The 24,982-nt window shown below is 67.6% G+C and carries 19 protein-coding genes; 13 read left to right on the top strand and 6 right to left on the bottom strand.

The annotated features are described in order from the left end of the window. The first annotated feature begins 56 nt into the window (after positions 1-56). The 5 genes from FG323_RS17045 to prpE all read left to right on the top strand — a co-directional run bounded on the left by FG323_RS17045 (position 57) and on the right by prpE (position 6,498). On the top strand, positions 57-551 hold the full coding sequence (locus FG323_RS17045) for a peptidylprolyl isomerase (RefSeq protein WP_141455906.1): 495 nt from the start codon (positions 57-59) through the stop codon (positions 549-551). 172 nt (positions 552-723) lie between these two features. After that, positions 724-1,923 (top strand): pyridoxal phosphate-dependent aminotransferase, encoded by a 1,200-nt coding sequence (locus FG323_RS17050; protein ID WP_141455907.1) that lies wholly within the window; start codon positions 724-726, stop codon positions 1,921-1,923. A gap of 32 nt (positions 1,924-1,955) precedes the next feature. Continuing rightward, positions 1,956-2,942 carry a malate dehydrogenase gene (locus FG323_RS17055; RefSeq protein ID WP_141455908.1) on the top strand — a complete coding sequence of 329 codons (987 nt, stop codon included), beginning with the start codon at positions 1,956-1,958 and terminating at the stop codon, positions 2,940-2,942. A 148-nt stretch (positions 2,943-3,090) separates the two neighbouring features. Then, positions 3,091-4,416 (top strand): hypothetical protein, encoded by a 1,326-nt coding sequence (locus tag FG323_RS17060; RefSeq protein ID WP_141455909.1) that lies wholly within the window; start codon positions 3,091-3,093, stop codon positions 4,414-4,416. A gap of 180 nt (positions 4,417-4,596) precedes the next feature. Continuing rightward, complete coding sequence (gene prpE, locus FG323_RS17065; RefSeq protein ID WP_141455910.1) at positions 4,597-6,498, top strand: propionate--CoA ligase; 1,902 nt, start codon at positions 4,597-4,599, stop codon at positions 6,496-6,498. A gap of 7 nt (positions 6,499-6,505) precedes the next feature. On the opposite strand, the gene FG323_RS17070 is transcribed toward prpE, so the two are convergent. Beyond that, the gene (locus FG323_RS17070; RefSeq protein ID WP_141455911.1) at positions 6,506-7,723 is read right to left on the bottom strand and encodes a citrate synthase family protein; all 1,218 of its coding nucleotides are present in this window, start codon (positions 7,721-7,723) and stop codon (positions 6,506-6,508) included. 144 nt (positions 7,724-7,867) lie between these two features. Here FG323_RS17070 and prpB point away from each other — a divergent pair, with 144 nt between their 5' ends. The 5 genes from prpB to prpF all read left to right on the top strand — a co-directional run bounded on the left by prpB (position 7,868) and on the right by prpF (position 14,437). Next, a complete protein-coding gene (gene prpB, locus FG323_RS17075; RefSeq protein ID WP_141455912.1) occupies positions 7,868-8,755 on the top strand; it encodes a methylisocitrate lyase in 888 nt (295 codons plus the stop codon). 91 nt (positions 8,756-8,846) lie between these two features. Then, complete coding sequence (gene prpC / locus FG323_RS17080; RefSeq protein WP_141455913.1) at positions 8,847-10,001, top strand: 2-methylcitrate synthase; 1,155 nt, start codon at positions 8,847-8,849, stop codon at positions 9,999-10,001. 97 nt (positions 10,002-10,098) lie between these two features. Continuing rightward, a complete protein-coding gene (gene acnD / locus FG323_RS17085) occupies positions 10,099-12,708 on the top strand; it encodes a Fe/S-dependent 2-methylisocitrate dehydratase AcnD (protein ID WP_141455914.1) in 2,610 nt (869 codons plus the stop codon). 58 nt (positions 12,709-12,766) lie between these two features. Continuing rightward, positions 12,767-13,225, top strand: a complete 459-nt coding sequence (locus tag FG323_RS17090) for an SRPBCC family protein (protein WP_203322211.1) — start codon at positions 12,767-12,769, stop codon at positions 13,223-13,225. 18 nt (positions 13,226-13,243) lie between these two features. After that, positions 13,244-14,437, top strand: coding sequence for a 2-methylaconitate cis-trans isomerase PrpF (gene prpF / locus FG323_RS17095; protein ID WP_141455916.1), 1,194 nt, complete (start codon positions 13,244-13,246; stop codon positions 14,435-14,437). 66 nt (positions 14,438-14,503) lie between these two features. On the opposite strand, the gene FG323_RS17100 is transcribed toward prpF, so the two are convergent. The 3 genes from FG323_RS17100 to FG323_RS17110 form a co-directional block, all read right to left on the bottom strand. Further along, a complete protein-coding gene (locus tag FG323_RS17100) occupies positions 14,504-15,115 on the bottom strand; it encodes a glutathione S-transferase N-terminal domain-containing protein (protein ID WP_141455917.1) in 612 nt (203 codons plus the stop codon). A gap of 143 nt (positions 15,116-15,258) precedes the next feature. Then, positions 15,259-15,723 carry a cell wall hydrolase gene (locus FG323_RS17105; protein ID WP_141455918.1) on the bottom strand — a complete coding sequence of 155 codons (465 nt, stop codon included), beginning with the start codon at positions 15,721-15,723 and terminating at the stop codon, positions 15,259-15,261. Positions 15,724-16,173: 450 nt separating this feature from the next. After that, the gene (locus tag FG323_RS17110; RefSeq protein ID WP_141455919.1) at positions 16,174-18,216 is read right to left on the bottom strand and encodes an NADPH-dependent 2,4-dienoyl-CoA reductase; all 2,043 of its coding nucleotides are present in this window, start codon (positions 18,214-18,216) and stop codon (positions 16,174-16,176) included. 179 nt (positions 18,217-18,395) lie between these two features. Between FG323_RS17110 and FG323_RS17115 the strand changes: the two genes are divergently transcribed. The 3 genes from FG323_RS17115 to FG323_RS17125 are packed head-to-tail and all read left to right on the top strand — an operon-like array spanning position 18,396 to position 23,303. Next, a complete protein-coding gene (locus tag FG323_RS17115) occupies positions 18,396-19,751 on the top strand; it encodes a hypothetical protein (RefSeq protein WP_181444273.1) in 1,356 nt (451 codons plus the stop codon). Next, positions 19,748-20,503 carry a hypothetical protein gene (locus FG323_RS17120; protein WP_141455920.1) on the top strand — a complete coding sequence of 252 codons (756 nt, stop codon included), beginning with the start codon at positions 19,748-19,750 and terminating at the stop codon, positions 20,501-20,503. The genes FG323_RS17115 and FG323_RS17120 overlap by 4 nt, the downstream gene beginning before the upstream one ends. After that, on the top strand, positions 20,496-23,303 hold the full coding sequence (locus FG323_RS17125; protein WP_181444274.1) for an AAA family ATPase: 2,808 nt from the start codon (positions 20,496-20,498) through the stop codon (positions 23,301-23,303). Before FG323_RS17120 ends, FG323_RS17125 begins: the two co-directional genes overlap by 8 nt. Before the next feature lie 12 nt (positions 23,304-23,315). On the opposite strand, the gene FG323_RS17130 is transcribed toward FG323_RS17125, so the two are convergent. Further along, positions 23,316-23,945: a LysE family translocator gene (locus FG323_RS17130; protein ID WP_141455922.1), complete on the bottom strand. Its 630-nt coding sequence runs from the start codon at positions 23,943-23,945 to the stop codon at positions 23,316-23,318. Between the two features lie 4 nt (positions 23,946-23,949). Then, positions 23,950-24,969: a zinc-binding alcohol dehydrogenase family protein gene (locus tag FG323_RS17135; RefSeq protein ID WP_141455923.1), complete on the bottom strand. Its 1,020-nt coding sequence runs from the start codon at positions 24,967-24,969 to the stop codon at positions 23,950-23,952. Between the last annotated feature and the right edge of the window lie 13 nt (positions 24,970-24,982).

Below are 24,982 nucleotides of genomic sequence, written 5' to 3' on the forward strand. Positions count from 1 at the left end.
CCGGTTTCCGGAACCCCCGGGCCCCCTGAACCCCTGTCCCGTATCTGGAGCTCCCGATGTCCCTCATCGCCACTTTCGACACCTCCCGCGGCCCCATCAAGGTCGAGCTGTACCCCGACAAGGCCCCGCTGACGGTCGCCAACTTCGTCAACCTGGCCAAACGCGGCTTCTACGACGGCCTGAACTTCCACCGGGTGATTGCCGATTTCATGATCCAGGGCGGCTGCCCCGAGGGTTCCGGCCGCGGCGGCCCGGGCTACCGGTTCGAGGACGAGACCAACAACGGCGTGCGCCACGAGCGCGGCGTGCTGTCGATGGCCAATGCCGGCCCCAACACCAATGGCAGCCAGTTCTTCATCACCCACGTGGCGACCCCGTGGCTGGACGGCAAGCACACCGTGTTCGGCAAGGTCCTGGAAGGCCTGGACGTGGTCGACGCGGTCCAGCAGGGCGACCTGATCAACCGCCTCACCATCGAGGGTGACGCCGACGCCGTGCTGGCCGCCAAGGCCGACCGCGTGGCCGAGTGGAACCGTTACCTGAGCGCCTGACCCGCGCCGGCCGTGCGCTCCCCCGGTCGGGGGAGCCTCGGCTACGACCAAGGGAGGAGGCCGGACCCTCCGATCCACCCCGGCCGGACCGGGGCGGCGTGGTAAAATTTCGCGCCGCAAAAAACGGCGCACGCACGTTCCTCCCGCGAAACATCCCCTGCGAGGTAATGCAATGCCCCAGCTTGCCCGGCGCACCGGTCGCGCCAAGCCCAGCGCGATCATGGCGGTCGCGGAAAAGGCGAAGAAGCTCAAGGCCGAAGGCCGCGACATCATCAGCTTCTCGATCGGCGTACCGAATTTCCTGCCTGGCGAGCACGTCTACGAGGCCGCGCGCAAATCGCTGGACAAGGACTCGGGCCAGTACGGCTCCAATCGCGGCACCGATGCCCTGCTGGATGCGTTCCTGCATCACCTGGAAGGCAGCGGACTGACCGGTTACACCCGCCGCAACATCGTCGCCGGCGTCGGCGCCAAGCACGTGCTGTACAACCTGGCCGAGGCGCTGCTGGACGAGGGCGACACCATCGCCTATCCGACCCCGTACTGGACCACCTACCAGGACATCGCCGACATCGTCGGCGCGGTGTCGCTGAAGCTGCCGTGCCCGCCCGAGCAGAACTACAAGCTCACCCCGCAACAACTGGACGCTGCCCTGGCGCGGAAGCCCAAGGTGTTCCTGTTCAACAACCCGTCCAATCCGACCGGCATGGTCTATTCGAAGGACGAGGTGGCGGCGCTGGCCGAGGTGGTGGCGCGCCACCCGGATACCTGGATCCTGCTGGACGACATCTACAACCGCCTGGTGTTCGATGGTGTCGGCTACCACAACTTCCTGCACTTCCGCCCGGAACTGCGCGATCGCACCGTCGTCATCGACTCGTTGTCCAAGACCTACGGCATGCCGGGTTGGCGCGTGGGCCTGATCGCCGCGCCGGAGAACGTCGCCCAGGCGCTGGTGGCGCTCAACTCCAACCACATCACCAACCTGCCGGAAGTGGTCACCGCCGCCGCCATCGCCGCGCTGACCGGTCCGCAGGACATCCCGCAGCGCAAATGCGCCGAGTTCGCCACCAAGCGGGATCGCGTGCTGGCGGCGCTGGCCGGGATTCCGGGCGTAGTGTGCCCGCGTCCGGAAGGCGCGTTCTACGCGTTCCCGGACATCTCGGTCGCGTTCGGAAAAACGCATGACGGCGTGGTCATCCACAATGACGTGGACTTCTGCAACGCCCTGCTGGAAGCCAAGGGCGTGGCCTGCGTGCCGGGTTCGGCCTTCGGCGAACCGCGCGCGCTGCGCATTTCCTACACCTGTGCCGACGCCCAGCTGGATGAAGGCCTGTCGCGCATCCAGGCCTTCTTCGCCGAACTCGCGTGAGTCCGGCTTTCCTTTCCCTCGGAGACAATCCCATGAAGACCCCCGTCCGTGTTGCAGTCACCGGCGCCGCCGGCCAGATCGGTTATGCCCTGCTGTTCCGCATCGCCTCCGGTGAAATGCTCGGCAAGGACCAGCCGGTCATCCTGCAGTTGCTGGAGCTGCCGATCGACAAGGCCCAGGCCGCGCTGAAGGGCGTGATGATGGAGCTGGAAGACTGCGCGTTCCCGCTGTTGGCCGGCATGGTCGGCACCGACGACCCGGAAGTGGCGTTCAAGGATGCTGACGTGGCCCTGCTGGTCGGCGCGCGTCCGCGCGGCCCAGGCATGGAGCGCAAGGACCTGCTGCTGGAGAACGCCAAGATCTTCACTGCCCAGGGCGCCGCGCTGAACAAGGTCGCCAGCCGCGACGTCAAGGTGCTGGTGGTCGGCAACCCGGCCAACACCAACGCCTACATCGCCATGAAGTCGGCGCCGGACCTGCCGGCCAGGAACTTCACCGCGATGCTGCGCCTGGACCACAACCGCGCGCTGAGCCAGCTCGCCAACAAGGCCGGCGTGGCCGTGGGCGACATCGAGAAGCTGGTGGTGTGGGGCAACCACAGCCCGACCATGTACCCGGACTACCGCTTCGCCACCGCCAACGGGGTGTCGCTGAAGGACAAGATCAACGACGCCGACTGGAACGCCAACACCTTCATCCCGCAGGTCGGCAAGCGCGGCGCCGCCATCATCGAGGCGCGAGGCCTGTCCTCGGCCGCTTCCGCCGCCAACGCCGCCATCGACCACATCCGTGACTGGGTGCTGGGCAGCAACGGCAAGTGGGTGACCATGGGCGTGCCGTCCGATGGCAGCTACGGCATCCCGGAAGGCGTGATCTACGGTGTGCCGGTGATCACCGCCAACGGCGAATACACCCGCGTGGAAGGCCTGGAAGTCGACGCGTTCAGCCGCGCCGCCATGGACAAGACCCTGGCCGAGCTGGAAGAAGAGCGCGCCGGCGTGGCGCATCTGCTGGGCTGAGTTTTCCCGCTCAAGCGCTGTACCCAGAACGCTGGGCGAGAGCCTGGCGTTCTGTTTTTGAAGTTCTTCTTGACGGGTATCTCGCGTATGGCGGCTGCCTGTGGAGCTAGGTCAGGCCTGATAGCATGCACTCCGGACGAGGATCAGGATGTGGGCGCGGATGATGGAGAGGGCGGGAGCACAGCCGCACAGTTGGCACTACCTTGCCATTGCGCAATTCCTGTTGCTGGCAATGGCAGCGATCATTCTGGGGATATGGTGGCATCCAGAGCCTCATAGTGACTGGCTCTATTACTGGAACGCGGCTGGTGTTTCAAGCGCTTACGAGCGCGGGGGCATCGGTATTTGGCTGCTGGCAATTCCAAAAGCGATGGGCGCGTCACCGCTGGTCGCCGCATTGTTCCTCAATATATCCGCTTTGGGATGGCTGTTCTGGTTGGCATATCGGTTGGACGGCTCTCGATGGCGCTGGCTTGCCCAGATCGTCGTCGCGATACTTTTCCTGATCGTGCCTTTCATGTCGCTTGTGCAACTGGATCTCATCGCGGCAACGGGATTGGCGACTGCGTTCTGGCTGCTGGCGGACGAGCGGCTTGCGCTTGCGGCGCGATGGCGGAGTCTACTTGTGTTGCTGGCGCTCGCCATGGGCGTATCGACAAAGCCGCAATTCGCGCTGATTCTTTGGACGCTGGTGGGACTTGGGGCGATGTCCGGCCTGTTGCCATTTTTCCGGAGAGAGGAAAGCCGTGGCAGGCGGGTTCTGCTGATTCTGCTGGTTGGCTCGATCCTGGGATTCCTGATGGATATGGGCTTGCGGCAATTGAGCGGGAGGACGGAACAGATCAGGACCAGTTCTGCCGTGACCTTGTATGGCGGTTTGCTTGTGTCCAGCGACCAGCCCGATCAGGGGTGTGGATACTGGTCAATCCGTGCAGCCGAGGCTGCAAGGGAGGACCTGTCGCGCACCTTGCCCACAGCAGTCATTGAGCGGCTGCAGGCCCGGCCCTTTCAGCATTGGTTGTCCGTCATGCGCTGCAAGGCTCCCGAAATTCTGAATCCGCCTCCCTTCGCACTCTATTGGCTGATTGAATCGCCCAATGTCCGGGCAAATATCAATGCGACACCAAATGCGGCCGAATTCCAGAAACGCTATTACCAGGCGCTTGCAGTGGAAAGGCTGGCCTACGGCTGGCTGAAGATGGCTGTCTTCTTCGCATGTGTTTTGACGATCCTCCGGGTATGGAGAAGAGACCGGCTCCTGTCATTGCTGCCCATGCTTTGGCCGCTTTCTTTCTGGTGTGTTCACTTGGTCTTCGAGATCCAAGGCAGGTATTTTCTGAGTCTCTTCCTGCTTGCACCGCTGCTTTGCATGATGGTTCTGCGCATGACGACGCGGCGGGATCACGAGATGGCAGGGACATCGAATCCTGAACGTTCAGGACGGCTCGTGGAAGGAACCGGCGAACATGCCTGAGATGCCCGCCAGATAGGGATGCATCGGGGCCACCGTGATGCCGGAAAGGTAGAGTCGACACCGCAACGCTGTGCCCGCCGGAGCGCTTTGGGAGGTACCGCTCATGCGACCAATGTCGCAGGGCACCGATTACAAAGCGGATCTATGCTCCTTATCGTCTCTGCGGTGCGAGAGGGTGGCATGGGGTACGAAGACGTCTATCGCCGCTCGATCGACGAGCCTGAAGCCTTCTGGGGCGAGGAGGCGCGCGCCATCCACTGGCATGTGCCGCCACGGCAGGTGCTGGACTATTCGAAGCCGCCGTTCCGGCGCTGGTTCGTCGGGGGCCAGACCAATCTCTGCTACAACGCGGTGGACCGGCATCTGCCCGAACGCGCCGACCAGCTGGCGCTGGTGGCGGTGTCCACCGAAACCGGCACCACGCGCGAGATCAGCTACCGCGAACTGCATCGCGACGTGAACGCTTTCGCCGCCATCCTCCTGCGCCTGGGCGTGGGGCGCGGTGATCGGGTGGTCATCTACATGCCCAACATGGCCGAGGCGGTATTCGCGATGCTCGCCTGCGCGCGCATCGGAGCAATCCATTCGGTGGTCTTCGGCGGTTTCGCCGCGCACAACCTCGCGCTGCGCATTGACGATGCCCAGCCCAAACTGCTGATCGCCGCCGATGCCGGCATGCGCGGCGGGAAGGTCATCCCGTACAAGCCGCTGGTCGACGAAGCCTGCGCGAAGGCGGCCACGCCGCCGCCCAAGGTGCTGATTGTCTCGCGCGGACTGGATCCGGCCGAACCGAAGGTGGCGGGGCGCGACGAGGACTACGCCACGCTGCGCCAGGCGGTCGGCGACGAGCAGGTGGACGTGGCATGGCTGGAATCCAACGAGCCCAGCTACCTGTTGTACACCTCCGGCACCACCGGCAAGCCCAAGGGCGTGCAGCGCGATGTCGGCGGCTACGCGGTCGCGCTGGCGCTGTCGATGCGCACGGTGTTCGACGTCGCGCCGGGGCAGGTGATGTTCTCCACCTCCGACGTGGGCTGGGCGGTCGGACACTCGTACAACGTCTATGGGCCGCTGATCGTCGGCGCCACTTCGGTGTTGTACGAAGGCCTGCCATTCCACCCGGATGCCGGCATCTGGTGGTCGCTGTGCGAGAAGTACGGCGTGCGCACCATGTTCTCTTCGCCGACGGCGATCCGGGTACTGAAGAAGCACGATGTCGATTTCATCCGCCGGCATGATCTGTCGAAGCTGCGATACCTGTTCCTGGCCGGCGAGCCGCTGGACGAACCGACCGCGCACTGGATCAACGACGCGCTGGGCAAGCCGGTCATCGACAACTACTGGCAGACCGAGACCGGCTGGCCGGCGCTGACGCTGCTGCCGGGCCTGGACATGAAGCCGGTGAAGTTCGGTTCGCCCGGTTTCCCCAATCTAGGGTACCGGATGAAGGTCATCGACGAAGGCACCGGCGCGGAAGTCGGGCCGGGCGAGAAGGGCGTGCTGGTCATCCAGCCGCCGCTGCCGCCGGGCTGCATGACCACCATCTGGAACGATGATGCCCGCTTCCTGTCCAGCTACTTCAGCCATTTCAAGGAACTGCTGTACAGCTCGCTGGACTGGGCCATCCGCGACGAGCAGGGTTACACCTTCATCCTCGGGCGCACCGACGATGTCATCAACGTCGCTGGACATCGCCTGGGCACGCGCGAGATCGAGGAATCGGTGTCCGGGTTCCCCGCCGTGGCCGAGGCCGCGGTGATTGGTGTCAACGACGAACTGAAAGGGCAGGTACCGGTGGTATTCGCGACGCTGCGGCAGGCGACCGAGGAACCGCACGAACGCGTGCGTGCCGCCGAAGGCATGCGCCGTACCGTGGAGCAGAGCCTGGGCGCGGTGGCACGGCCGGCGCGCGTGTACATCGTCAATGCACTGCCCAAGACCCGTTCCGGCAAGCTGCTGCGGCGTTCATTGCAGGCGCTGGCGCAGGGCGCGGATCCCGGCGACCTTTCCACACTGGATGATCCGAACGCGCTGGAGGAAGTGAAGAAGGCGCTGCAGCGCGGGCCGGAGGCCGGCAACTGATGCCGGTTCATTCCGCCGCGGCGGGCGGCACGCCGGCGTAGCTGGCGCGGGGACGGATCAGCCGGCCCTGGGCCTGCTGTTCCAGCGCATGCGCGAGCCAGCCTGCCAGCCGCGCCGCGGCGAACATCACCAGCGCCGGCGATGCGGGCAGGGCGTTGGCGTGGCAGATCGCCGCCAGGGTGAAATCGACGTTGGGGCGTAGCCCGTTGATGTCTTCGGTGGCGCTGATCACCGCTTCCATCCGCTGCATTGCCGGCGTATCGGCATGCTGGCGGCGCAATCGCGCGAGCAGTTCCGTTGCGCGCGGATCGCCATGCGGGTACAGCGCGTGGCCGAAGCCCGGCAGGTCCTCGCCCTGCTGCCAGCGCGCGGCGATGAAATCGCGAGGCAAGTCCGCCGCGCAGGCGGCTTCTATCAGCGAATAGGCGCGTGCGGTGGCGCCGCCGTGGCGCGGGCCGGACAACGCCGCCAGGCCGCTGCATACGGTCGCGTGCAGGTGCGCGCCGGTCGAGGCGACCACGCGCGCGGCGAACGCGGAGACGTTGAGTTCGTGCTCGGCGCACAGCACCAGCGCCGCGCGCACCGTATCGGCGAAACCTTCGTCGCCCGGTTTCCACGCATCCGCCAGCAGCCGATGGACCGGCCCCGCGGAAGGTGGGCGCGCCACCAGCAGCGCGGCGTTGTGGCGCAGCAGGGTGGCCGCGATTTCGTGGCGGACCAGGGCGGAGGCGCCCACGGATTGGCGCACGTCCAGCGCCAGCAGCGGAATCGCCGACATCGCGCGCGCCAGCGGCGGCAGGTCCGCGTCGCCGGCGATGGGGGCGACGTGCGCCGGCCATTGCGTCTCCAGCGTCGCCGTGAAGGGATCCTGGTCGCCGCAGTCCCACAGCAGCCGGGCGGCGTCTTCCAGGGTGGCGCCTTCGCGCACCGCGGCGACCGCCGAACGTCCGCGGTAGTAGGGGCCCTCCGGGCGGATCAGCGAAATCCGCGTCTCCAGCACCGGCAGGCCGCGGTCCAGGCTCTGCGCGGCGCCACGGGCGGCGCCGCGACCGGCACGCTTGCGTTGCGCCAGCCGCTCCACGTCGCGGCGCAGATACAGCCGACTGCGGTGGTCGGTTCCCGGGCGCGATTCGATCAGGCCACGGCTGACGTAGGCGTACAGGGTGGCCTGGCTGATGCCGAGCAGCCGGCAGGTGTCCTGGGCGGAGAGCAGGTCGGTTTCCATGGCGGATAGATTGATTGATGTAATCAAGATTGATCAACCCGAGCGATGGTGCCAGATTGTGCGCCGCCGGTGCGCGTACCCTGCGCGCACCCCCGGCCCGCTCCGCCGAGGAACGGGCGCCATCCGCTTCCGCAGGAGACATGCATGAGCAACGCATCCGCCGGCGCGCGCTTCCGCGCCGCGATCGCCGAGGAATCCCCGCTGCAGGTGATGGGCGCCATCACCGCCTACGCCGGCCTGATGGCCCGCCGCGTCGGCTACAAGGCGCTGTACCTGTCCGGTGGCGGCGTCGCCGCCAACTCGCTGGGCATGCCCGATCTGGGCATCAGCACGATGGAAGACGTGCTGACCGACGCGCGTCGCATCGTCGATGCCACCGGTTTGCCGCTGCTGGTCGACATCGACACCGGCTGGGGCGGCGCGTTCAACATCGCGCGCACCATCCGTTCGTTCGAGCGCGTCGGCGTGGCCGCCGTGCACATGGAGGACCAGGTCGGCCAGAAACGCTGTGGCCATCGCCCCGGCAAGGAAGTGGTGCCGAAGGACGAGATGGTCGATCGGGTCAAGGCCGCGGTGGACGCGCGTGGCGATGACGGCTTCGTGATCATGGCGCGCACCGACGCCGCCGCCGTCGAGGGCATCGACGCGGCGATCGAACGCGCGGTCGCCTATGTCGAGGCCGGCGCGGACATGATCTTCCCCGAGGCGATGAAGACGCTGGAGGACTACCGCCGTTTCAAGGACGCGGTGAAGGTGCCGATCCTGGCCAACCTGACCGAGTTCGGTTCCACCCCGTTCTTCACCGTCGACGAACTGCGCACGGCCGGCGTGGACATCGCGCTGTACTGCTGCGGCGCCTATCGCGCCATGAACAAGGCGGCGTTGAACTTCTACGAGACCGTGCGCCGCGAAGGCACCCAGAAGAACATCATCGATACCCTGCAGTCGCGCGCGGACCTGTACGACTACCTGGGCTACCACGCCTACGAAGACAAGCTCGACGCCCTGTTCGCGAAGAAGGGCGACGCCTGACATCAGCCCGGGGGGCGGTTCGGTCCGTCCCCGGTCATTCCAGCGCGGCGGAGCCGCTTCCGCCGCACCGCCACACCATCGGGAGGCAGCAATGAGTGAACCCACCCCAGCCACCGGCTTCAAGCCGAAGAAGTCCGTCGCCCTCAGCGGCACCGCCGCCGGCAACACCGCGCTGTGCACGGTCGGCCGCAGCGGCAACGATCTGCATTACCGCGGCTACGACATCCTCGACATCGCCACCACCAGCGAGTTCGAGGAGGTCGCCTACCTGCTGGTCCATGGCAAGCTGCCCAACCGCGCCGAACTGGCCGGCTACAAGGCCAAGCTGAAATCGCTGCGCGGCATCCCGGCCTCGGTCAAGACAGCGCTGGAACAGCTGCCGCCGTCGGCGCACCCGATGGACGTGATGCGCACCGGCGTGTCGGTGCTGGGCTGCGTGTCGCCGGAGAAGGACGACCACAACCACCCGGGCGCGCGCGACATCGCCGACAAGCTGATGGCCTCGCTGGGTTCGATGCTGCTGTACTGGTACCACTACAGCCACAATGGCAAGCGCATCGACGTGGAGACCGACGACGACTCGATCGGCGGCCACTTCCTGCACCTGCTGCATGGCGAGAAGCCGCGCGACTCGTGGGTGCGCGCGATGCATACCTCGCTGATCCTGTACGCCGAGCACGAGTTCAACGCCTCGACCTTCACCGCGCGCGTGATCGCCGGCACGGGCAGCGACATGCATTCGTGCATCACCGGCGCCATCGGCGCGCTGCGCGGACCCAAGCACGGCGGCGCCAACGAAGTCGCGTTCGAGGTGCAGAAGCGCTACGAGACGCCGGACGAGGCCGAGGCCGACATCAAGGCGCGGGTCGAACGCAAGGAAGTGGTCATCGGTTTCGGCCATCCGGTCTACACCGTCGGCGATCCGCGCAACGACGTGATCAAGCAGGTGGCGAAGGATCTGTCCGAGGAACAGCAGAGCACCAAGATGTACGCCATCGCCGAGCGCCTGGAAGCGGTGATGTGGGACATCAAGAAGATGTTCCCCAACCTGGACTGGTTCAGCGCGGTGAGCTACCACATGATGGGCGTGCCGACCGCGATGTTCACCCCGCTGTTCGTCATCGCCCGCACCAGCGGCTGGAGCGCGCACGTCATCGAGCAGCGCATCGACGGCAAGATCATCCGCCCCAGCGCCAACTACACCGGCCCCGAGAACCTGAAGTTCGTCCCGATCGACCAGCGTTGATTCGGCCGTGCCCGTGCGTTTCCGTCCGGGAACGCGCGCAGCCGCCACCGATGATCCGAAATCCCGACCGCCGCAAAGCCACGCCGACCGCGAAGCCATGAACACCGAATACCGCAAGGCCCTGCCGGGCACCTCACTGGACTACTTCGACGCGCGCGCCGCGGTCGACGCGATCGCGCCCGGCGCCTACGACCGGTTGCCGTACACCTCGCGTGTGCTGGCGGAAAACCTGGTCCGCCGCTGCGAACCGGCGACCCTGGTCGATTCCTTGAAGCAGCTGATCGAGCGCCGCCGCGATCTGGATTTCCCATGGTTCCCGGCACGGGTGGTCTGCCACGACATCCTCGGCCAGACCGCGCTGGTCGATCTGGCCGGCCTGCGCGACGCCATCGCCGACAAGGGCGGGGATCCGGCCAAGGTCAATCCGGTGGTGCCGGTACAGCTGATCGTGGATCACTCGCTGGCGGTGGAATGCGGCGGCTACGATCCGGATGCGTTTTCCAAGAACCGCGCGATCGAGGATCGCCGCAACGAGGATCGCTTCCATTTCATCGAATGGACGCGGCATGCGTTCGAGAACGTCGACGTCATCCCGCCGGGCAACGGCATCATGCACCAGATCAACCTGGAGAAAATGTCGCCGGTGATCCAGGTGCGCGGTGGCGTGGCTTTCCCGGATACCTGCGTGGGCACCGACAGCCACACCCCGCACGTCGATGCGCTGGGCGTGATCGCGATCGGCGTCGGCGGCCTGGAAGCGGAGAACGTGATGCTGGGGCGTGCCTCGTGGATGCGCCTGCCGGACATCGTCGGCGTAGAGCTGACCGGCCGCCCGCAGCCGGGCATCACCGCCACCGACATCGTGCTGGCGCTGACCGAGTTCCTGCGCAAGCAGAAGGTGGTCGGCGCCTATCTGGAATTCCGCGGTGAAGGTGCCGCCGCGCTCACCCTGGGCGACCGCGCCACCATTTCCAACATGGCGCCGGAGTACGGCGCCACCGCGGCGATGTTCTTCATCGACGGCCAGACCCTGGACTACCTGCGCCTGACCGGCCGCGAGGAGGAGCAGGTCCGCCTGGTCGAGACCTACGCCAGGACCGCCGGCCTGTGGGCCGACAGCCTGGGCAACGCCGAGTACGAACGGACGTTGACGTTCGATCTTTCCAGCGTGGTCCGCAACATGGCCGGCCCGTCCAATCCGCACGCCCGCGTCGCCACCGCCGATCTGGCGGAGAAGGGCATCGCGGGCGATCTGGCGCAAGCTCGCGCGCAGGAGGCCGAGGGCCTGATGCCGGATGGCGCGGTCATCATCGCCGCCATCACCAGCTGCACCAACACCAGCAACCCGCGCAACGTGATCGCCGCCGCGCTGCTGGCGCGCAACGCCAACCGCGTGGGTCTGACCCGCAAGCCGTGGGTGAAGTCGTCGCTGGCGCCCGGTTCCAAGGCGGTGGCGCTGTACCTGGACGAGGCCGGGCTGACCCCGGAACTGGAAAAGCTCGGCTTCGGCGTGGTCGCCTTCGCCTGCACCACCTGCAACGGCATGTCCGGCGCGCTGGATCCGAAGATCCAGCAGGAGATCGTCGAGCGTGATCTGTACGCGACCGCCGTGCTGTCGGGCAACCGCAATTTCGACGGGCGCATCCATCCCTACGCCAAGCAGGCATTCCTCGCCTCGCCGCCGCTGGTGGTGGCGTATGCGATTGCCGGCACCGTGCGGTTCGACATCGAGAAGGACGTGCTGGGCACGTTCGAGGGGCGCGAGATCCGGCTGAAGGACCTGTGGCCGAGCGACGAGGAAATCGACGCGGTGGTGCGCGCCTCGGTGAAGCCGGAGCAGTTCCGCCGCGTGTACGGTCCAATGTTCAACGTGCGGGTCGAACACGGCGAACGCGCCAGCCCACTGTACGACTGGCGCCCGATGAGCACTTACATCCGCCGCCCACCGTACTGGGAGGGCGCGCTGGCCGGCGAACGCACGCTGCGCGGCATGCGCCCGCTGGCGGTGCTGCCGGACAACATCACCACCGATCACCTGTCACCGTCCAACGCGATCCTGCTGGACAGCGCGGCCGGCGAGTATCTGGCGAAGATGGGCCTGCCGGAAGAGGACTTCAATTCCTATGCCACCCACCGCGGTGACCACCTGACCGCGCAGCGCGCGACCTTCGCCAATCCGAAGCTATTCAACGAGATGGTGCGCAACCCCGACGGCGGCGTGAAGCAGGGCTCGCTGGCGCGGGTCGAGCCGGAAGGCCAGGTGATGCGCATGTGGGAGGCCATCGAAACATACATGGAGCGCAAGCAGCCGTTGATCATCATCGCCGGCGCCGATTACGGACAGGGTTCGTCGCGCGACTGGGCGGCCAAGGGCGTGCGCCTGGCGGGCGTGGAGGCGATCGTCGCCGAGGGTTTCGAGCGCATCCACCGCACCAACCTGATCGGCATGGGCGTGCTGCCGCTGGAGTTCCAGCCGGGCATCACCCGGCTGACCCTGGGCATCGACGGCACCGAGACCTTCGACGTCATCGGCGAGCGCCGTCCGCGCGCGACGCTGACGCTGGTGATCCATCGCCGCGACGGCGAGCGCGTCGAAGTGCCGGTGACCTGTCGGCTGGACAGCGACGAGGAAGTCTCGATCTACGAGGCCGGTGGCGTGCTCCAGCGCTTCGCCCAGGACTTCCTGGAATCGGCGCAGGCGGCGTGACGCCGTCTTGCGCCCGCCGCGCTAGAGTGGAACGGACCATCCCCGAGAGGCCATGACCATGTCGAACGAGACCGGAACCGTCCGCCTGCACCGCGTCCTGCGCGCGCCGCCCGAGCGCGTCTACCGCGCCTTCCTGGATCCGGAGGCCATGGTGAAGTGGCTGCCGCCACACGGCTTCACCGGCAAGGTCCACCACATCGATCCGGTCGTCGGCGGGACCTACCGGATGTCGTTCACCAATTTCGGCACCGGCTCCAGCCATGCCTTCGGCGGCACCTATCGCGAGCTGGTGCCGGGTGAGCGCATCCGCTACGACGACCAGTTCGAGAATCCGGCGCTGCCGGGCACCATGCAGGTCAGCGTCTCGCTCAAGGCGGTGGCCTGCGGCACCGAGATCAGCATCGTGCAGGAAGGCATTCCCGCGATGATTCCGGTGGAGTTCTGCTACCTCGGCTGGCAGGAGTCGTTGACCCTGCTGGCCAACGTGGTCGAGCCCCAGATTCCCGACAACCCCTGACCGAACATCGAGGCCTCCATGCCGCACGCGCCGCAGATCCGAATCCCCGCCACCTACATGCGCGGAGGCACCAGCAAGGGCGTGTTCTTCCGGCTGCAGGATCTACCCGAGCCCGCGCGCATGCCGGGCGCGGCGCGCGATGCGCTGATGCTGCGGGTGATCGGCAGCCCCGATCCTTACGGAAAGCAGATCGATGGCATGGGCGGCGCGACTTCCAGCACCAGCAAGACGGTGATCCTGGCGAAGAGCGAGCGGCCGGATCACGATGTCGATTACCTGTTCGGCCAAGTGTCCATCGACAGCGCCTTCGTCGACTGGAGCGGCAACTGCGGCAACCTGTCGGCGGCGGTGGGATCGTTCGCCATCGCGGGTGGACTGGTGGACGCCGCGCGCATCCCGCGCGATGGCGTCTGCACGGTGCGTATCTGGCAGTCGAACATCGGCAAGACCATCGTCGCGCACGTGCCGATCACCGGCGGGCAGGTGCAGGAAACCGGTGATTTCGAACTGGACGGCGTGACCTTCCCGGCCGCGGAGGTGCAACTGGAATTCCTGGATCCCGCCGATGAGGGCGAAGGCGAGGGCGGCGGCGCGATGTTCCCGACCGGCAATCTGGTCGATGAGCTGGACGTGCCGGGCATCGGCACGTTTCCGGCGACGCTGATCAATGCCGGCATCCCGACCATCTTCGTCAACGCCGCCGACATCGGCTATACCGGGACGGAACTGCAGGACGCGATCAACAGTGATCCGAAGGCGCTGGCGATGTTCGAGACCCTCCGTGCGCACGGCGCGGTGCGGATGGGATTGATCGCCGATGTATCGGAGGCCGCGCGCCGCCAGCACACGCCGAAGGTGGCGTTCGTGGCGCCGGCAAAGGATTACGTCACTTCCAGCGGCAAGCAGGTGGGCGCGGGTGATATCGACCTGGTGGTGCGCGCGATGTCGATGGGCAAGCTGCATCACGCGATGATGGGCACCGCCGCCGTCGCCATCGGCACCGCCGCGGCGGTGCCGGGCACGTTGGTGAATCTGGCCGCGGGTGGCGGCGAACGCAGCGCGGTGCGCTTCGGGCATCCCTCGGGCACCTTGCGGGTGGGGGCGGAGGCCTCGCAGGAAAACGGCGAATGGAAGGTCGCCAAGGCCATCATGAGCCGCAGCGCGCGCATCCTGATGGAAGGCTGGGTGCGTGTTCCGGGCGATGCGTCCTGACGGGGACCGGTCTACGGATACCCGGGAAGGAAAAAGGGCGGGCCTTGGCCCGCCCTTTCCCATTGTTCAGTGCAGCCCTTCCGCCTTGAGCGCGGCCTGCACGCCCGGATCGGCTTCCATCCGCTGGCGGAACGCCGCCAGGTTGTCGAGCCCCGTGAGATCCACGCCGACGTTACCGGCCCAGCGCAGGGTGATGTAGAAGTACGGATCGGCAAAGCTGCGGAAACCGGCCAGCCACTGCCGGCCTTCGAGCCGCTGGTTGGCGCTTTCGAACAGGCCGCGCAGGCGCTTGCGCGCAGCGGCCTTGATGGCATCGAACTCGGATTCGTCGGCGATGAACTTGCCCGGCGCGAACAGCGGGGTGAACGCCGGATGCACGTCGGAGTTGACGAAGGACAGCCAGCGCGCGGCTTCGGCGCGCTGCTGCGCGGAACCATCGCCACCGAGGCCGGCCTGCGGGTAGCGGTCGGCGATGTAGCCCATGATCGCGGCGTTCTGGGTCAGGACGAAGTCGCCGTCGACAATCGCCGGGACCGCGCCGGTCGGGTTGATTGCCAGGTACTCCGGCGCCTTCATCTCGGCGGCGGTCATCACCTTCAGTTCGAAGGGCTGGCCGGTCCATTGCAGGGCGATATGGTCGGCGGTGGAACAGGCGCCGGGCTTGCTGTACAGCTTCATGGGTGGACTCCAGATACTAGAAAGCGATCCGGGAACTCTCCCAGACCCATCCAGGGTCCACAAGGCCGCCGCTGTAACGGACCGTCACGGACGGCCTGCTTGCCGGAAGGCGAAAACTGGCGTCGGCGACCAGGCGCTCGGCGTTACGAGCGCGGTGGTTGCGGCTTGAGCGATTGCACGCGCAGGAAGGTGTGATCGCCGATGGTGGCCACGCGATAGGCGTTGCGCCAACTCGGGTTGGCGATCTGGTGGGCCATGAAATGGCTCGCGCCGGGCACGATTTCCTTGCGCTGGCCGGGCGGCAGGGCCCAGTTGCGCTCGGCGTTCAGGGCGACGCTGACCGACTTGGCCCAGGCATCCGCGTTCTGCAGGCGGGTACCGGGGGCGACGATGGTGGGGGCGAACTGCTTGCGGGCGGTCACCACCTCGCAGACCGAATCCCCCCACAGGCCGCTGTCGCGACGGCGCAGGGCGACTTCGGCGACGGCTTGCTGGCCGCGCAGGGTCTGGTCGCGGGCTTCCAGGTATACGGTGGTACTGAGGCACAACGAATCGGCGGCCGGCTGCGGCAACATCTGCGACAGCCAGAGAATCCAGGCCAGTTTCATGGGAACTCCTTGCTCCGTCTTTGCCGGTCCCGACCGTTCCGATCCATTGGAAGCGGCGGGGGAGGGACGCGGCAGGGCGTCATGGGGAGGCAGCCTTCACACGGGCTGCCCGGGGTCCCGGCTGAATGATGAGGGCGCCGGGGCGGCCTGCCGGAACTGGGGGGCGGGCCGAAAAGTTGGCGCAAGGTACGGGCGAAAACCGGAACCCCCCCTGAACGCGCCGGGTTGACAGCTCTACTAAGTATTTGATTGGAAATGCTTGTTGGTGAAAACGGCGTCAAGGTCGAGGCGGCTTGGCGGCGTATTGCGAGCCGCATGGCATCGGCGCGAAACGCATTGAAAAGGCTTGGAAAGCAGGCGCGAGCGCGTATCTTCATCGCGCATCACGCGCGAAAATTTGTGATGCCCGTCATTAACAGTGACGAGGCGGCCTGTCCGCCGCCCGTCGGCTCAGAGCGTCGCGGCCAGCCGGCTGCCCTGGGCGATGGCGCGCTTGGCGTCGAGTTCGGCGGCCACGTCGGCCCCGCCGATCAGGTGCGGGGTGCAGCCGGCGGCCAGCAGCGCCGCCTGCAGATCCCGGCGCGGCTCCTGGCCGGCGCAGACCACCACGTGATCGACCGGCAGCACCTGTTCGGCGCCGTCCACGCGGATGCGCAGGCCGGCGTCGTCCACGCCCAGGTACTCGACTCCGCCCAGCATCTTCACCTGCTTCGCCTTGAGCGTGGCCCGGTGGACCCAGCCGCTGGTCTTGCCCAGCCGCGCGCCCGGCTTGCCGGCGCTGCGCTGGAGCAGCCAGACCTCGCGGGCCGGCGGTTCGGGCTGCGGGCGGACCAGGCTGCCACGGCCCTCGAAGGTGGCGTCCACGCCCCATTCGGCCATCCAGCGCGCCGGATCCAGGCTGGGCGAAGGGCCTTCCTGGACCAGGAACTCGGCCACGTCGAAACCGATGCCGCCGGCACCGATCAGCGCCGCGCGGGCGCCGACCGTGACCCGGCCCGACAGCACGTCGGCATAACTGACCACCTTGGGATGATCGGCGCCGGGAAAATCCACCCGGCGCGGAATGATGCCGGTCGCCAGCACCACTTCGTCGAAGCCGGCCAGCAGCGCCGCATCAGCGTGCGTGGAGAGCTTCACCTCGACGCCGGTCTCTTCCAGCCGATGACGGAAGTAGCGCAGGGTTTCGTGGAACTCCTCCTTGCCGGGAATGCGCTTGGCGAAATTGAACTGCCCGCCGATTTCCGGCTCGGCATCGATCAGGGTGACCCGGTGCCCGCGTTCGGCCGCCACGGTCGCGCAGGCGAGGCCGGCCGGACCGGCGCCGACCACGGCGACGCGTTTGGCGGCGAAGGTCTTCGGATAGGTCAGTTCGGTTTCGGCGCAGGCGCGCGGGTTGACCAGGCAGCTGGCGGTCTTGTTCTCGAACACATGGTCCAGGCAGGCCTGGTTGCAGGCGATGCAGGTATTGATGGCATGCGCGCGGCCGGTACGCGCCTTCTCCGGCCATTGCGGATCGGCCAGCAGCGGTCGCGCCAGCGACACGATGTCGGCCTTGCCGGCGGCCAGGATGCTCTCGGCCACGTCCGGCATGTTGATGCGGTTGGTCGCCACCACCGGCACCGATACATGCGGCTTGAGCTTGGCAGTGACGTCGACGAACGCCGCGCGTGGCACCGAGGTGACGATGGTCGGCACGCGCGCCTCGTGCCAGCCGATGCCGGAATTGATGATCGTCGCGCCGGCGGCTTCCACCGCGCGGGCCTGGGCGAGGATTTCCTCCCACTGGTTGCCGTCCTCGACCAGATCCAGCAGCGACAGCCGGTAGATGATGATGAAGTCCGGCCCGCAGGCCTCGCGGATGCGGCGGACGATCTCGACCGCGAAGCGCATGCGCTTTTCCGGTGTGCCGCCCCAGGCATCGTTGCGGCGATTGGTGCGCGGGGCGGTGAACTCGTTGATCAGATAGCCTTCCGAGCCCATCACCTCGACCCCGTCGTAACCGGCATCGCGGGCGCGCCGGGCAGCGCCGGCATAGGCGTTGATTTGCGACTGCACGGCGCGCGCGGACATCGCGCGCGGGGTGAACGGGTTGATCGGCGCCTTCAGTTTCGACGGAGCGACCGACAGCGGGTGGTAGGCATAGCGGCCGGCGTGCAGCAGCTGCAGGCAGATCAGCGCGCCGTGATCATGCGCGGCGCGGGTGACGAACTTGTGCGGACGCACTTCCCACGGCCAGGACAGCTTGCCGCCAAACGGCTTCAGCCAGCCGACCAGGTTGGGCGAGAACCCGCCGGTCACCATCAGGCCCACGCCGCCGGCGGCGCGCTCGGCGAAATAGGCGGCCAGCCGGGGGAAGTCGCGGGCGCGGTCCTCCAGGCCGGTATGCATCGAGCCCATCAGGATGCGGTTGCGGACCCGGGTGAACCCCAGATCCAGCGGGGCAAACAGGTGCGGATAGTGCTCGGCGGGAAGGGCGGCGGCGCTGGGCGTCATGCGGGCGATGGATACGCTGGCGTATGGATGCAACACGATGCCCCGGGCTGGGCGCTGGCGCAAGTGCTGGCGCCACCTCCGGGACAAGCCCAAGCACGGCACAGAACGCGCCCGCTTGGCAAGAGTTGTCCCGCCCGTCCCGCTCGGGGACCATAGGGGACCAAGGCTTTCGGGACGTCATGGACGCCGCAACACCTCCCCTGCACGACTACCTGCGCGACGGCATCGCCGCCGCGGATCTGCCGGACCTCCACCCCCTGCTCGCCGCCCGCGATCAATTGCGGGCCTTCTCGACCCTGTTCCACGGGGGCGAAGAGAACGTCATGGTGCGCCTGCTGGTACTGCGCACGATCGGCGAGCGCGGGCAGGCGCCGGACTGGACCCCGCAGGAACTGCGTGATCAGTTCGCCTATCTGGATCCGGTCAAGTTCGACACCGTGCTGGGGCGCCTGCGCGAGAACGGCCTGCTGCTATGGGAAGCGCACAGCCAGCGCTACCGCATCAGCCCGGTCGGGCGCCAGGCGCTGGCGGCGATCGGCATGCTGCTGCAGTTCAACCGCGAAGGCGACGAACTGGCCTACGTCACCGCGCAGCTGGCCGCGGGCCAGGCGGTCGGGCGGGTCGGGGCCGACGATCTGCAGCACCTGCTGTCGCGGCTCAACGAACTGCGCGAGGACTTCGACCAGGCCGTGCTGAGTGGTTCGGAACACCGCATCCAGCGTGCCGCCGATACATTGCAATCGGTCTGGCAATGGGTGGAGAAGGGCACCGAACTGATTCGCGACATCGCCGCCGACGGCGATCTGGATACCGCGACCCATCGGGTCGCCCAGCAGATCGGCCGCGCGCAGAGCGCGTTGCTGCGCCAGGCGTCGGTGTTCCAGCGCGCGCTGAACCAGCTCGACCGCCACCGCGTGCACCTGGGCGCGAGCGGACTGTCCTCTTCCGACGTCAACCGCTTCCTGCGCGCCCGCGACATCGACGCGCTGGCGGCACTGGCCGACGACGTGCTGGTGCGCACGCCGATGCCGGCCTTCGTGCTCGGGCCGATCGCCCTGGACGTGGCCGAGTACGAACTGGTCGAGCGCGAACGCGAAGGCCAGGAAAGCACCGCGCTGCCGCCGGCGCAGCAAGCGCCCAGCGATACCCAGGCCCCGGTCGCGCAGAACGACTACGCCCATGCCGAACAATGGCTGGACCAGCTCACCGGCCTCGACCAGGAGGCCCCGCTGGCCGACTGGGTGCCGCAGGAAAGCTTTGCGCTCAGCGCGTACCGATTGTCGCTGCTTGGATTGATCGGCGATGCCGGCGCGGAGAACCGCCAGGGCGTGGGCGCCTCGCTGGCGCAGCTGCCGATGCAGTGGCGGGTCGAACCGGTGTTCGAGGAGGTCCAGCGCGCCGGCGTCGCCTATATGAGCCGCGGCCAGTTGCTGCCGCAATCCGCGCCGAAACCTGCCATGCCCGTCGCCACGCGCAAGCCAGACAAACAAGACAAGCAAGACAAACCGAAGAAACGGAAGACACAGACCGCATGAGTGACCCCATCGCATCCCTGATCGCGCGGCTGCTGGCCGAGCGCTGGCTGCCGCGCGAGGACCGCGCCGTGCGCCAGGTCCTGGTCGACGCCGAACTGCGCGACGACCTCGACCGCCGCCTCGCCGCCGCCGGCCTGCGCCTGCTCGAACATCCCTACGCCGCGCATGTCGCGGTGGGCGTGGCGCGCACGCAGGAGAACGAGGTTTTCGGCAACGCCGAAGCGTGGGCGGCCAGCAACCTGTCGCTGGGCCGCGACGCACTGGCGTTGCTGGTGGTGCTGTGGGCGCTGCTGGTGCTGCCCAAGCGCCAGCGCCAGATCGCGCGCCAGGAAGGCGAGCGCGCGCAGGAACAGGAGCAGATGTTCGCCGAACTCAAGCCGGTGCCGGTGGGCGCGGAAGTGGTCGAGCCGATCAACGAACGCACCCTGCTGGCCGACTTCAGCGACAAGCTGGGCGGCAAGGGACGCCTGCAGATGAACCTGGGCGCGCTGCAGCGCCAGGGTTTCATCGTCCGCCGCCGCGAGCGCATCCACGAGGGTCCGCTGCTGGACCTGGCGTTCGACTACGAGCGCATCGCCAGCCGGGTGATGGACGGCGCGCTGTCGCAGGTCATCGAGGAAGCGCGGCAGTCGCAGGCCGCCGCCCGCGAACGTGGCGAGGAAGCGGGCGGGAATGCGTCGGGCGATGACGTGCCCGACGAGGACGCACTCGACGAGAGCGCGCTGGACGAAGAGGTGCAGGCCGATGTTTGAGTTCCGTCAGCTGGAAGTCGTCCACTGGGATTACTGGCAGCGCTACACGCTGCCGCTGGACGCTTCGATCATCACCGTGGTCGGCCCCAACGGCTCCGGCAAGACCACCCTGCTGGATGCGCTGCGCACGCTGCTGGCGATCGACGATCGCGACATGGCGCGCGACTACAAGACCTACCTGCGCCACAACGGCAAGCCCTATGCCTGGTTGCGCGCGGTGGTCAGCAATCCCGCCGACCGGCGCGGCAAGCGCGCGTTCTTCCCGTACATGGACGAGCAGGTCACGATCGCCTGCCGGGTGCGCAAGCGCGGCGGCGACTGGTCGCGCGATTACCAGATCGTGCCCGGCGACGTGCCGATCGAGACGCTGGAACAGGGCGGCGAATGGCTGGGTGTGCGTGACTACCGGGTGCGCCTGGCCGGCGCCGGCCTGAGCCGCGCCATCTGCCGCGTGCTGACCCTGGAACAGGGCGCCACCGACAAGCTGTGCCAACTCTCGCCGCGCGAACTGCTGCAACTGGTGTTCGACGTGTTCGAGGACAAGGCGGTGCTGGACGACTACCAGCGCGCGCGCAGCGAGCAGTTCGACGTGGAGAAGGAGATCGGGCAGCTCCAGCAGGGCCTGGCGGAACTTCATCTGCGGCTGGAGTCCTCGCGCGCCGATGTGCGCTCGTTCGAGGACGGCCTGTCACTGCGCAGCCAGCGCAACCGCTTGCATACCGAGATCGTGCCGAAGGTGGAACTGGCGGATCTGCGTGCGACCATCGAAGGCGCGCGCCCGCGCCTGATCGGCCTGCGCCGCGCGCTGCGCGAACGCCGGCATGCGCACGCCGCGTTGCTGGCGCAGGAAGCCGGTGCGCAGGCGCAGCGCACCACGTTGCAGCAGGCGCTGGCCGAGGTGCGCGCGCGCCAGGCCGGGGCCGAAGCGGTGTTCACCCATGCCCGCGACCATGCGCGCGATGCGGAGATGCTGGTCAAGCGACGCGACGATCTGGATCGCCTGCAGGGTGGACGCAAGGGCGCCGACGTCAAGGCGCTGAGCCGGGAAGTCGAGGAAGGCCGCCGGCGCCAGGCCGAGCTGAAACTGGAAGGCCAGCGCGATCGCCAGCGCGCCGCCGAGATAACCGCCCAGGTCGCCGCGCTCAACGGCGGTGGTCGGGTCACCGAGCCGTTCGAACGCGACTTCCGTGCCGCGCTCGACGCCAAGGGCATCGGCCACAGGGTGCTGACCGAACTGGTCGAGATTGCCAATCCGGAATGGGCGACGGCGGTGGAAGCGGTGCTCGCGCCCTACCGCCACCTGCTGGTGCTGGATTCGCCGAAGGACGCCGCCGCGGCGTGGCAACTGGGCGAGCAGATGCAGTACCGCCACTTCCTGGTCGCCGATCGCGCGCCGGCCGACAAGCCGACCCGCGGTTCGCTGCTGGAAGTGGTGCGCTTCCTCGACGACCCACCGGCGTGGCTGCCGCGCCAGCTGGATCGGATCCAGCGGGTGGAGGACGTGCAGGCCGGTCATCGCCTGCCCAAGGGCCAGGACTGGATTACCGCCAAGGGCTATCTGCGCGAACAGCGTGGTGGTCGTCATATCGGCGGCAACGCGCATCACTTCGGCGCGGGTGCCCGCCAGGCGCAACTGGCCGAACTGCGCGCGGAACTGACGGCCCTCCAGCAGCGCGCGCATGCGCGCGAGGAAGAACTGAGCGGACTGGGCCAGCAGGTCGACGCCAGCCAGGCGCGCCTGCTCGGACTGGGCGCGGGCAACGAACTGGTGACGCGCGCGGCCGAGTTCGCCGATGCGGCCGAACGCCTGCCGGAACTGGCCGAGGCCGCGCAGCAGGCGGCCACCGCATTGATGGAAGTGCGCACCGAGCTCGATCGCCTGGCCGCCGAGGACAAGGCCGAGAGCATCGCCGCCGCCAGCCGGGCGGGCGAACTGAAGGCGCTGGAGAATGAACTGCGCGAGCGCGAACACCAGATCGCGCAGGAGCGGATGGCGCTGGTGCAGCGGATCGTCGACTTCCGCCGCCGCCGCGCGCAGATGCCGCTGGAGTGGCGCGGCGTGGCCGCGTTGCGGGCCGCACGCGACGAATACGAAAGCGCCAACGCGGTGCGTCGCGAAGTCGAGCGGATCGACGAGCGGCTGGCGCGCGGCGCCTATGTGGAGGACGACGGCTGCGTCGCGCTGCGCGACAAGTTCGCCGCCGACCACGCCGGCCTGGAAGCCGCCATCGGCAAGCGCGAGGCGCACCTGCACCGCGCGCGCAAGTTGACCGAGGAAGCGCGGGGCGCCTACATCAACGTGCTGCGTGCCACCGTCCGCCGCTACCGCAAGAACCTGGTCGCGCTGGGCGAGCTGTCCGGCATCGGCGTCGACGTGGAGATGCCGGAACTGGTCAACGAGGACACCGCGCTGGCGCAGGCGGGCCTGACCGTGCGCTTCGATTTCGATCGCAAGGGCTGGATCGGCCTGGACGACGGTGAGGCGTCCGGCGGCCAGCAGGTGATGAAGTCGCTGCTGCTGCTGGTGGCGTTGCTGCGCGACGAGGAACAGCCGGGCGGATTCGTCTTCATCGACGAACCGTTCGCGCATCTGGACGTGGCCAACATCGAAAAGGTCGGCCGCTTCCTGCGCTCGACCGACGCCCAGTACATCCTGACCACGCCGATCACCCACAACGTCAACGTGTTCGAACCCTCGGACCTGGTGCTGGCGACCAGCAAGCGGCGCGCCGGCAGCAGTTGGGCCGAACCGGTGGCGGTGCTCAAGCGCGATCGCGGGCAGGACGCGGCCGCGGCCTGAGTCCGCGCGGCGTCAGGTGGCCTGCCTGCGCAGTCGCAGCAGGCCCAGTCCCAGCCCGATGAACAACATGCCGCTGAGGCGCTGCCACCAGCGCCCACGGGCGCCGCCCAGCCAGCGGCGCAGGTGGCGCGCGGCGGCGACGTAGCACAGGTGCGACAGCACCGTGCAGGCGGCGAAGGTGACGGTCAGCAGCAGGCCCTGCCGCCAGGGCGAAGCCTGCGGCTGCATGAACTGCGGCAGCAGCGCGGTGAAGAACAGGATGCTCTTCGGATTGGTCGCCGCCACCAGCACGCCTTGGCCGAACAACCGCCATGCATCGCCATTCGCCGGCGACAGCGAAGCGTCCGCGGCGAACGGCGGTGGGCTGCGCCATTGGCGGATGCCCAGATAGACCAGATACATCGCACCGGCGGTCTTGAGCATGGTGAAGGCGGTCGAGGACGCCTGCAACAACGCTCCCAGCCCCAGCAACGCGGTGACCGCGACGACGAACACGCCGGTCGCGTTGCCGAGCGAACTGATCAGCGCACGCCGCGCGCCCAGCGTGGTCGCGTTGGAAACCGCCAGCAGCACCGCCGGTCCCGGGGTGAATGCGGTGATCAACGACAGCGTGCAGAACAGCCACCAGGCGCTGGCGCTCATGTCGTCATTCCCAACCCGCCAGCACCAGCTTGCCGATGGTGGTGCCGGACTCCAGCCGGCGATGCGCCTCGCGCAGGTTGGCGGCGTTGATCGGCCCCAATGTCTCGCGATGGTTGCTGCGCAGTTCACCCGCATCGATCAGGCTGGCGGCGCGGCTGAGCAGCCGGTGCTGTTCGATCAGATCGGGCGTCTGGAAGCGTGGGCGCGCGAACATCATTTCCCAGTGGATACCGATCGACTTGGCCTTGTAGGGATCGCCGATGCGCAGCTCGCCGCTGGGTTCGACGATCAAGCCGACATGGCCGAGCGGAGCAATGATTTCGCCAATCACGCTCCAGTAGCGGTCGGTGTCGGCCAGGTTCAGCACCGCGTCAACCTGTGAAAATCCGATTGCCGCCAGTTGCGGCGCCAGATCCTGTCGATGATCGATGACGTGCTGTGCGCCCAGCGAACGGCACCATTCGATCGTCTCCGGACGCGAGGCGGTGGCGATGACGGTGAAGCCGGCGCGGCGCGCCAGTTGGATCGCCATCGACCCTACGCCACCGGCGCCGGCGATGACCAGCAGGCTGCGGCGGTTGCATTCGTTGTCGATCGAATAGGGCATGCGGTGGAACAGCAGCTCCCAGGCGGTGATGGTGGTCAGCGGCAGCGCCGCGGCCTCGGCGAAGTCCAGCGTCGCCGGCTTGCGGCCGACGATGCGCTCGTCGACCAGCTGGAACTGCGCGTTGCTGCCGGCACGGGTGATGTCGCCGGCGTAGTAGACCTCGTCGCCTGGCGCGAACAGGGTCACCTGGTCGCCGACCGCCTCGACCACGCCGGCGGCGTCGTAGCCGAGCACGCGCGGCGGATCTTCCTGCTGCGGCTTGGGCGCGCGCACCTTGGTATCGACCGGGTTGACCGAGATCGCTTCCACCCGCACCAGGATGTCGTGGCCGGTGGGTTCTGGCTTGGGCAGTTCGATGTCCAGCAACGATTGCGGATCGTCGATGGGCAGGTAACGGGTGAGGCCGACGGCTTTCATGGGGGACTCCGGT

Source organism: Pseudoxanthomonas sp. z9 (genome assembly GCF_006542425.1).
In the GTDB taxonomy this organism is placed as follows: domain Bacteria; phylum Pseudomonadota; class Gammaproteobacteria; order Xanthomonadales; family Xanthomonadaceae; genus Pseudoxanthomonas_A.

What these genes read in the sequence shown, in the direction of transcription:
- FG323_RS17055 (WP_141455908.1), top strand. Translation starts at nt 1,956, where the DNA reads ATGAAGACCCCCGTCCGTGTTGCAGTCACCGGCGCCGCCGGCCAGATC.
- FG323_RS17090 (WP_203322211.1), top strand. Translation starts at nt 12,767, where the DNA reads ATGTCGAACGAGACCGGAACCGTCCGCCTGCACCGCGTCCTGCGCGCG.
- FG323_RS17135 (WP_141455923.1), bottom strand. Translation starts at nt 24,969, where the DNA reads ATGAAAGCCGTCGGCCTCACCCGTTACCTGCCCATCGACGATCCGCAA.
- FG323_RS17050 (WP_141455907.1), top strand. Translation starts at nt 724, where the DNA reads ATGCCCCAGCTTGCCCGGCGCACCGGTCGCGCCAAGCCCAGCGCGATC.
- FG323_RS17115 (WP_181444273.1), top strand. Translation starts at nt 18,396, where the DNA reads ATGGACGCCGCAACACCTCCCCTGCACGACTACCTGCGCGACGGCATC.
- prpC (WP_141455913.1), top strand. Translation starts at nt 8,847, where the DNA reads ATGAGTGAACCCACCCCAGCCACCGGCTTCAAGCCGAAGAAGTCCGTC.
- FG323_RS17045 (WP_141455906.1), top strand. Translation starts at nt 57, where the DNA reads ATGTCCCTCATCGCCACTTTCGACACCTCCCGCGGCCCCATCAAGGTC.
- FG323_RS17125 (WP_181444274.1), top strand. Translation starts at nt 20,496, where the DNA reads ATGTTTGAGTTCCGTCAGCTGGAAGTCGTCCACTGGGATTACTGGCAG.
- FG323_RS17130 (WP_141455922.1), bottom strand. Translation starts at nt 23,945, where the DNA reads ATGAGCGCCAGCGCCTGGTGGCTGTTCTGCACGCTGTCGTTGATCACC.
- prpF (WP_141455916.1), top strand. Translation starts at nt 13,244, where the DNA reads ATGCCGCACGCGCCGCAGATCCGAATCCCCGCCACCTACATGCGCGGA.
- FG323_RS17110 (WP_141455919.1), bottom strand. Translation starts at nt 18,216, where the DNA reads ATGACGCCCAGCGCCGCCGCCCTTCCCGCCGAGCACTATCCGCACCTG.
- acnD (WP_141455914.1), top strand. Translation starts at nt 10,099, where the DNA reads ATGAACACCGAATACCGCAAGGCCCTGCCGGGCACCTCACTGGACTAC.
- prpE (WP_141455910.1), top strand. Translation starts at nt 4,597, where the DNA reads ATGGGGTACGAAGACGTCTATCGCCGCTCGATCGACGAGCCTGAAGCC.
- prpB (WP_141455912.1), top strand. Translation starts at nt 7,868, where the DNA reads ATGAGCAACGCATCCGCCGGCGCGCGCTTCCGCGCCGCGATCGCCGAG.
- FG323_RS17070 (WP_141455911.1), bottom strand. Translation starts at nt 7,723, where the DNA reads ATGGAAACCGACCTGCTCTCCGCCCAGGACACCTGCCGGCTGCTCGGC.
- FG323_RS17100 (WP_141455917.1), bottom strand. Translation starts at nt 15,115, where the DNA reads ATGAAGCTGTACAGCAAGCCCGGCGCCTGTTCCACCGCCGACCATATC.
- FG323_RS17105 (WP_141455918.1), bottom strand. Translation starts at nt 15,723, where the DNA reads ATGAAACTGGCCTGGATTCTCTGGCTGTCGCAGATGTTGCCGCAGCCG.
- FG323_RS17060 (WP_141455909.1), top strand. Translation starts at nt 3,091, where the DNA reads ATGTGGGCGCGGATGATGGAGAGGGCGGGAGCACAGCCGCACAGTTGG.
- FG323_RS17120 (WP_141455920.1), top strand. Translation starts at nt 19,748, where the DNA reads ATGAGTGACCCCATCGCATCCCTGATCGCGCGGCTGCTGGCCGAGCGC.